General features: G+C 54.4%; 5 protein-coding genes and 1 pseudogene. All 6 read left to right on the top strand.

Translation table 11 applies throughout. The features are described 5' to 3' along the window. Positions 1-105, top strand: a pseudogene (locus CQW31_RS31940) (IS110 family transposase); the annotation flags it as partial. A gap of 120 nt (positions 106-225) precedes the next feature. Next, positions 226-1,002 carry a DeoR/GlpR family DNA-binding transcription regulator gene (locus tag CQW31_RS30225; protein WP_054884856.1) on the top strand — a complete coding sequence of 259 codons (777 nt, stop codon included), beginning with the start codon at positions 226-228 and terminating at the stop codon, positions 1,000-1,002. Positions 1,003-1,004: 2 nt separating this feature from the next. Next, positions 1,005-2,840 carry a glutamine--fructose-6-phosphate transaminase (isomerizing) gene (gene glmS / locus CQW31_RS30220; RefSeq protein ID WP_099816079.1) on the top strand — a complete coding sequence of 612 codons (1,836 nt, stop codon included), beginning with the start codon at positions 1,005-1,007 and terminating at the stop codon, positions 2,838-2,840. Between the two features lie 272 nt (positions 2,841-3,112). Continuing rightward, positions 3,113-4,012, top strand: a complete 900-nt coding sequence (locus CQW31_RS30215; RefSeq protein ID WP_054884837.1) for a TnsA endonuclease N-terminal domain-containing protein — start codon at positions 3,113-3,115, stop codon at positions 4,010-4,012. Then, on the top strand, positions 4,005-6,173 hold the full coding sequence (locus CQW31_RS30210) for a Mu transposase C-terminal domain-containing protein (RefSeq protein ID WP_099816078.1): 2,169 nt from the start codon (positions 4,005-4,007) through the stop codon (positions 6,171-6,173). Before CQW31_RS30215 ends, CQW31_RS30210 begins: the two co-directional genes overlap by 8 nt. After that, positions 6,170-7,201, top strand: a complete 1,032-nt coding sequence (locus CQW31_RS30205) for an ATP-binding protein (protein ID WP_256587457.1) — start codon at positions 6,170-6,172, stop codon at positions 7,199-7,201. The genes CQW31_RS30210 and CQW31_RS30205 overlap by 4 nt, the downstream gene beginning before the upstream one ends. Positions 7,202-7,317: the final 116 nt, after the last annotated feature.

Below are 7,317 nucleotides of genomic sequence, written 5' to 3'. Positions count from 1 at the left end.
ACTCAAGCTCTGGTAATCCTGGCTAGAAAGCTCGCGCGGGTGGCATTCGCCCTGATGAAAAATCAGGACGAATACGTCACCAAAGGTGGGAAACTGGCTTGCTGAAAACCATAGAATCTCCCACAGGGATCTGTGTTGTCAGGAATTTTTATCCACACCTTGACGAACCGACGAACTTAGGTTTTGATTGCAATCGTTATCTTTCGAATCGAAACTTATCAGACCATGTCGAAACGAAACACTCCCCAGCGCCGCCACAACATCCTGGCCTTGCTCAGCGAGCAAGGCGAGGTGAGCGTCGACGCCTTGGCCAAGCGTTTCGAAACCTCGGAAGTGACCATCCGCAAGGACCTTGCCGCGCTGGAGGCCAACGGCCTGTTGCTGCGCCGCTACGGCGGTGCGGTGCCGGTACCGCAGGAGATGCTCAGTGAACCGGCGCAACCGGTCTCTGCCTACAAGAAGGCTATCGCCCGTGCAGCGGTCGGGCGTATTCGCGAGCATGCGCGGATTATCATCGACAGCGGCAGCACTACCGCTGCGATGATTCCGGAGCTGGGCCGCCAGCCCGGTCTGGTAGTGATGACCAATTCATTGAATGTGGCCCGCGCCATCAGCGAGATCGAGCACGAGCCGGTGCTGCTGATGACCGGGGGGACCTGGGACCCGCATTCCGAGTCGTTCCAAGGTCAGGTCGCCGAGCAGGTCCTACGCTCTTACGATTTCGATCAGCTGTTCATCGGTGCCGATGGCATCGACCTGCAGCGCGGCACCACCACCTTCAATGAGCTGCTTGGCCTGAGCCGGGTAATGGCCGAGGTAGCCCGCGAAGTGATCGTGATGGTCGAGTCGGACAAGGTCGGGCGCAAGATCCCCAATCTCGAGCTGCCGTGGGGCAGCGTGCACACCCTTATTACAGATGAACGCCTGCCTGCAGCGGCACGCGAACAGATTCAAGCCCGCGGCATCAACCTGATTTGCGCCGCGATCAGCCAGGAGCAATAAACATGTGTGGAATCGTTGGTGCCGTAGCCGAGCGCAATATCACTGCCATTCTCATCGAAGGCCTCAAGCGTCTTGAATATCGTGGTTACGACAGTGCTGGCCTGGCTGTCTACACCCAGCAGGGCGAACTGCAGCGCCGCCGCCGGATCGGCAAAGTTGCCGAGCTGCAGGCCGCTGTTGCCGCCGAGCCGCTGAACGGCCAACTGGGCATCGCCCACACCCGCTGGGCCACCCACGGAGCACCGACCGAAGGCAACGCCCACCCGCATTTCTCCGGCAACGAAGTGGCGGTGGTGCACAACGGCATCATCGAAAACCACGAAGAGCTGCGTGAAGAGCTGAAAGGTCTGGGCTACGTGTTTAGCTCGCAGACCGACACCGAAGTCATCGTCCACCTGATCCACCACACCCTGAAGACCCTTCCGGACCTGGCCGATGCGCTTAAAGCGGCAGTGAAGCGTCTGCACGGTGCCTATGGCCTTGCGCTGATCAGCGTGGCACAACCTGACCGCCTGGTAGCCGCACGCAGCGGCAGCCCGCTGGTAGTTGGCCTGGGCCACGGCGAGAACTTCCTGGCTTCCGACCAACTGGCCCTGCGCCAGGTCACCGACCGTTTCATGTACCTGGAGGAGGGTGATATCGCCGAGATTCGCCGCGACCAGGTAAGAATCTGGGACCAGACCGGTGAGCCGGTACAGCGTGAAACCGTGCAGTACCACGAAGGCGCCGAAGCTGCCGACAAGGGCGCCTATCGTCACTTCATGCTCAAGGAGATCCACGAGCAGCCGACCGTGGTCCAGCGCACCCTGGAAGGCCGCTTGGGCAAGGACCACGTGATGGTCCAGGCTTTCGGCCCGCAGGCGGCCGAGCTGTTCGCCAAAGTGCGTAACGTGCAGATCGTCGCCTGCGGTACCAGCTACCACGCCGGCATGGTCGCCCGTTACTGGCTGGAGAGCCTCGCTGGCATTCCATGCCAAGTCGAAGTGGCCAGCGAATTCCGTTATCGCAAGGTAGTGGTGCAGCCAGATACGCTATTCGTTTCGATCTCCCAGTCTGGCGAAACCGCCGACACCCTGGCTGCCCTGCGCAACGCCAAGGAGCTGGGCTTCCTCGGTAGCCTGGCCATCTGCAACGTCGGCATCAGCTCGCTGGTGCGTGAGTCCGACCTGACCCTGCTGACCCTGGCCGGCCCGGAAATCGGCGTGGCTTCGACCAAGGCCTTTACCACCCAGCTGGTCTCGCTGATGCTGCTGACTCTGGCGCTGGGCCAAGTGCGCGGCACCCTCGAAGCGGGCGTCGAAGCCGAGTTGGTGGAAGAGCTGCGTCGTCTGCCCGCGCGCTTGGGGGAGGCCCTGGCCATGGACAGCACTGTAGAGAAAACTGCCGAGCTGTTCGCCGACAAGCACCATACCCTGTTCCTCGGCCGAGGAGCCCAGTATCCGGTGGCCATGGAGGGCGCGCTGAAGCTTAAGGAAATCTCCTACATCCACGCCGAAGCCTACCCGGCCGGTGAGCTCAAGCACGGTCCGCTGGCGCTTGTGGATAACGACATGCCAGTGGTCACTGTAGCGCCGAACAATGAACTGCTGGAAAAGCTCAAGTCCAACCTGCAGGAAGTGCGTGCCCGTGGTGGTGAGCTGGTGGTGTTCGCTGACGAGAATGCCGGCATGAGCAACGGCGAAGGCACTCACGTGATCAAGGTGCCGCACATCGTCGACGAACTGGCGCCGATCCTCTACACCATTCCCCTGCAACTGCTTTCATACTACGTGGCGGTGCTCAAGGGTACGGACGTCGACCAGCCGCGTAACTTGGCCAAGTCCGTGACGGTGGAGTAAGCATTTTCCGCCTGGAAAGACGATGTTTTTGAATAATAAAGTTTGTCACAAAACAATAAAGGTTGTCACAACGTAATAAAGGTTGTCACAAGGCTGGCTTCGACCGCACATCGGACCGGAGCCAAGCCCTGGAGATTCGGGTGACAATCCCCTACGCATCGCTGTGACTGTTGTCCTGGCTGAGCCCGCTCTCTGGCGTGTCCTCATTGCACGCCAGCCGTCCTCGTCCTCGTCCTAGTCGAGCGGATCGCCCAATCATGAGCGTCTCGAACATGGCATCTGTGCCCATAGCTCCGGTCAAGGCTGCGCATCGCTTGCTGATGACCCAGTCAAAAATAGATAAAAAAATTCAATCGGGTCGTGGAAATGGAGTGAGAGATTCCTATAAACCGTGGATCCAGGTGTGGGATATCAAATCAAAGGGTGTCTCTCATATGATCGCGGGAGTAAAAATTCATCGCACTCACCACCTGCTGTCCAATGCAGAGCGAGATTACCTCACCATTCTTGAGCATGATGCCTCGATCATCGATATCCGAGAGCAGTATCCCCTGTTGACACAGGCTGAGACCCAAGCAATTGCCTCAAGCATTAACTGTCGACACCCTGTATATCCTGGCACGCAAACACCTGTCGTTATGACGACGGACTTCCTCATTACCTTTGTGGATACCTCTGGCGAAGCCCGGCTAGCCGCTCGCTCAGTGAAATATCGAAAGGAATTAGAGCAGGCTGATCTTCATGCTCGGAATCGAATAGCTGAAAAGCTAGCCATTGAAAAAAAATACTGGTCAATAAGGGGCGTTGACTGGAAGCTGGTTTTGCACGAAAACCTCCCGAAGACAAAAATAGCAAACCTCAGAATTCTCAGGACGTACGCCAGTATCCATCCCTCGTTGCCGACAGAGAAGAATATCGACAACTTGCTTGAATACATCGAGGGAACAAAGACTGATCAAATACCGCTAAAAGTTCTTTTGGAGAAGGCGTCTCGTGACCTATACATTGAGTATATGGGCATAAAGCGTCTCTTCCATCACCTGCTATGGATCGGTCGTTTAGAGTCTGATCTTACCTCGAAAGTAATAAGCTTGTCGCAGCCGTTGCACGTATGGCCGAGCCACAGGTCAGCGGCTTTGTCTCCGCCAACCGAGATTTCCCATCATGCTTGATCTTAAGGTAAACAGCATTGTTACGCCTGGCGTAGAACCTAGCCTACTAAAAAAAGCGGTTAGGGTATTGGGTATAAATAATGATTCTGTTGTTGTGATTGAGCTGAGTACGAATCCCAGCAAGCCGTGGCCGATTGATAAGTCCGTTTTGATTGACGATATTGATTCAGGGCGCGCAGTCTTAAGTCAAGAAATGGTCCCTTTACATCTGCTCAGAAGCGATGATGAAATTAGTGAAAATGAAAAAGCTAGCCGTAATCGAAATTGGAACCTTCTAAGGGGTTTAGTAGAAGATCGCTCCGCCTTGGAAATTCTTGGGCCGGGATTCGGAGGGCTTGTTGCTAGGCATGCCTTAGAGACAGGAGTAGAGCGTAAGCAGATATACCGGCTCCTATACCGCTACTGGAGCATGGGTCAAACGCCTAACGCGTTTCTTTGGAACACTAGCGCTTGCGGTGGTCGAGGGAAGAAAAAGGATCGATCCTCAGGCATTATCCCCGGTAGGCCGCGTAAGTATCTTGGTGTTGTTGTCAATGATGATGGGGCCATCACGCTTGAGCAGCGCCATCTCTCTCATATCCGTTTGGCTTACGGGCGGGTCGCCAGCGGCAAATGTGGCACCCTTAAAGATGCCCATAAGTGGATGTTAAACAAATTTTATAGAGAGACTCTCCCAGATGGCTCGAAAGGAAATATTGTACGCGGCAGTTACCCGACTACTACCCAGCTTAGATATCACGGTAAACTGTTTTTCGATGATCTTTATAAGCTTAAGGTGCGTGGCGGTTCTGTCCGATACAACAAGGATCATCGTGCTATCGTTGGTTCAGCGTCCCAAGGCCTGATGGGGGCAGCCCACCGATACGAGATAGATTCAACCATCGCTGATGTCTATTTAGTGCATCGCGTTAACAGGCTATGGCTCATTGGGCGCCCCATACTTTATGTGGTTGTCGATACCTATACTAGAATGATTGTAGGGATTCACGTGGGCCTTGAGGGACCCAGCTGGAACGGGGCTCGACACGCGATATACAACGCTTGCACCCCAAAGGTTGAATTTTGCAAGCGATACAATGTTGATATCGATGAGGCGGACTGGCCATGCTCGCACCTGCCAGTCGAAATTGTTGCTGACCGGGCTGAGCTTCTAAGCGAGGCAGGGGCAACGCTATCGCAAAGCTTGGGGCTAGCGGTGGAAATTTTGCCTCCCTTCAGGCCTGATTGGAAAGGGATCATTGAGAGCCGCTTCCGTGTCATCAATGAACACCTCGACTTGAAATTTATTCCAGGCGGTGTGGATGCTCGCAAGATGGAGCGTGGCGATAGGGACTACCAACTCGATGCGGTTTTGGATATCGACGAGTTCACCGAAATGGTTATTGTAGGAGTCTTGGCGCACAATAAAAGCCTACGAATACCACACCTTTTAAATCGCGAGATGATTGCTGACGGTGTAGAAGCCACGCCTATTGCAGTTTGGAAATGGTCGAAGGCTAATAGCCCAATCAATTCAAAAGTAGTATCTCCGGCTGAGTTAAAAATTGCCTTATTGCCATCTCAGGAGTGTCGTATCAGTCGAGGCGGTATTGTTTTCCAAGGAGTACAGTATACATGTCAAACAGCATTGCGTGAGGAGTGGTTGGAGCGCTCGCATAACCTGCGGACGAAATATGTTCGAGTATTCTATGATCCTAACTCTATTGAAAACTGTTGGATCAAGTCCGAAGCAGGTTTTGAGGCTTTAACTATTGTACCGCACCAAAGACAGAAATATGGTGGACTCCGTATGGAGGAGGTTCTTGATATGATCCATGTCTTGAACCAGGTTTCGCCTGATGCCCGTTACGACAGTGATAATACTGCGGCGCTGGTAAGGGGACGACAAGAGGAAATCCTTGACCGGGCCAAATCCAAACGTGCCGCACAGGGTGACCCGAAATCGAATGCAGATTTCAAGCGGGACAAACGTGCCAAGCGTGCTATCGAAGCTCAGACCGAGCGCGACTCCCATACCGCTGATCTGAATCAGCTACGCGTTGTGGATAACACGTCTCCTGTGGCAGAGAATTCTAAGCTAGTCACCGGCAGGCCCAGTTCCGCGAGAAGTGCGGCGTTTCTGAAACTAGTGGTCAGCGAGGGAAGCGAGGCTGAGACATGAACGATTTGACCTTCTCCCCCGCAGAATACATTCCTACAGGCATGCCTCTGTACGATGGGAACCCGCTGATCGAATGCTTGCCTAGAATTCTTTCGGATGTTGACGTGGTTAGGCGCGTTGGGAACCTTCCTCCAAAGCCCGACGAGGCCGAACGAGCGTTGCCCCCGAAGCTTCGCGGCCATGGGATCAACCGGCTGAAAGATGTTGTGGTTCCATTTGAAATCCACCTGCGTCTTGAAGACCTCTTCAGCCAGTTGATTCGCTACGGATATACGGGCCGCAATCCTCTGTTGGCCTCCTCCGTTAGGCATCGGTTGCCTTCCTCAGCGGAAGCCAAAGGCCATGGATTCATGTCTACCGCTGAGACGATGACCCTCATCGGCCTGAGTGGTATGGGCAAGACCACAGCGCTTAATTCCATAGCAAGGCTTTATCCGCAGGTTATCAGTCACAGCCGATATAAAGACGCGATTCTCATCGAAACCCAGGTTGTATGGCTTAAGATTGAGTGCCCGCATGACGGCTCGTTGCGCGGTTTTTGTGCAGCATTCTTCTCCGCCCTGGATGCTGCGTTAGGAGTCGAAAAATACTCGCGAAGAGGTGGCGCCGCCAACAGCATTAGCGTAATGCTCCAGCACATCAGTCAGCTGTGCAAAACCTTTTTCATCGGTGCTTTAATAATTGATGAAATGCAGCATCTTTGCTCGTCGCGGGGTGGGCAGGATCGAGAAAAGTTGCTGAATTTCTTCGTAACTTTATCCAACGATGCGGGCGTTCCGCTTGTCTATGTAGGGACCAACGCAATGCTTCCGCTATTTTCAGGTGTGCTGCGCAATGCCCGAAGAGCGGCGGGAATGGGGCCAATCGCTTTTGACCGATTCAGCGAAGACGATCCGTTTTGGGAGCACTTGGTGTCCCAGCTCTGGGCCTATGACTGGACGGCATCCTGCGCTCCCCTGACGAATGAGCTCCTGTCCAAGATCTATGATCTCACTCAGGGCAATACAGATTTCTTAGGGATGGTCTGAAGTAGCCATGCATTTCCGGCTGACTTCAGCCTCCGCCGATTTTGAAAGCGGCAAACCGATCAAAAACGATCAGATAACCAGCTCATTTCGGTGTTTCTAGCCGCCGAGAACACCTC

Source organism: Pseudomonas sp. 382, assembly GCF_002759075.1.
GTDB lineage: Bacteria > Pseudomonadota > Gammaproteobacteria > Pseudomonadales > Pseudomonadaceae > Aquipseudomonas > Aquipseudomonas vlassakiae.
The sequence above is the reverse complement of the archived record's forward strand: the minus strand, read 5'-3'. Positions and strand labels throughout refer to the sequence as shown.

Coding starts and splice junctions, on each gene's coding strand:
- CQW31_RS30225 (WP_054884856.1), top strand. CDS start 226: ATGTCGAAACGAAACACTCCCCAGCGCCGCCACAACATCCTGGCCTTG.
- glmS (WP_099816079.1), top strand. CDS start 1,005: ATGTGTGGAATCGTTGGTGCCGTAGCCGAGCGCAATATCACTGCCATT.
- CQW31_RS30215 (WP_054884837.1), top strand. CDS start 3,113: ATGGCATCTGTGCCCATAGCTCCGGTCAAGGCTGCGCATCGCTTGCTG.
- CQW31_RS30210 (WP_099816078.1), top strand. CDS start 4,005: ATGCTTGATCTTAAGGTAAACAGCATTGTTACGCCTGGCGTAGAACCT.
- CQW31_RS30205 (WP_256587457.1), top strand. CDS start 6,170: ATGAACGATTTGACCTTCTCCCCCGCAGAATACATTCCTACAGGCATG.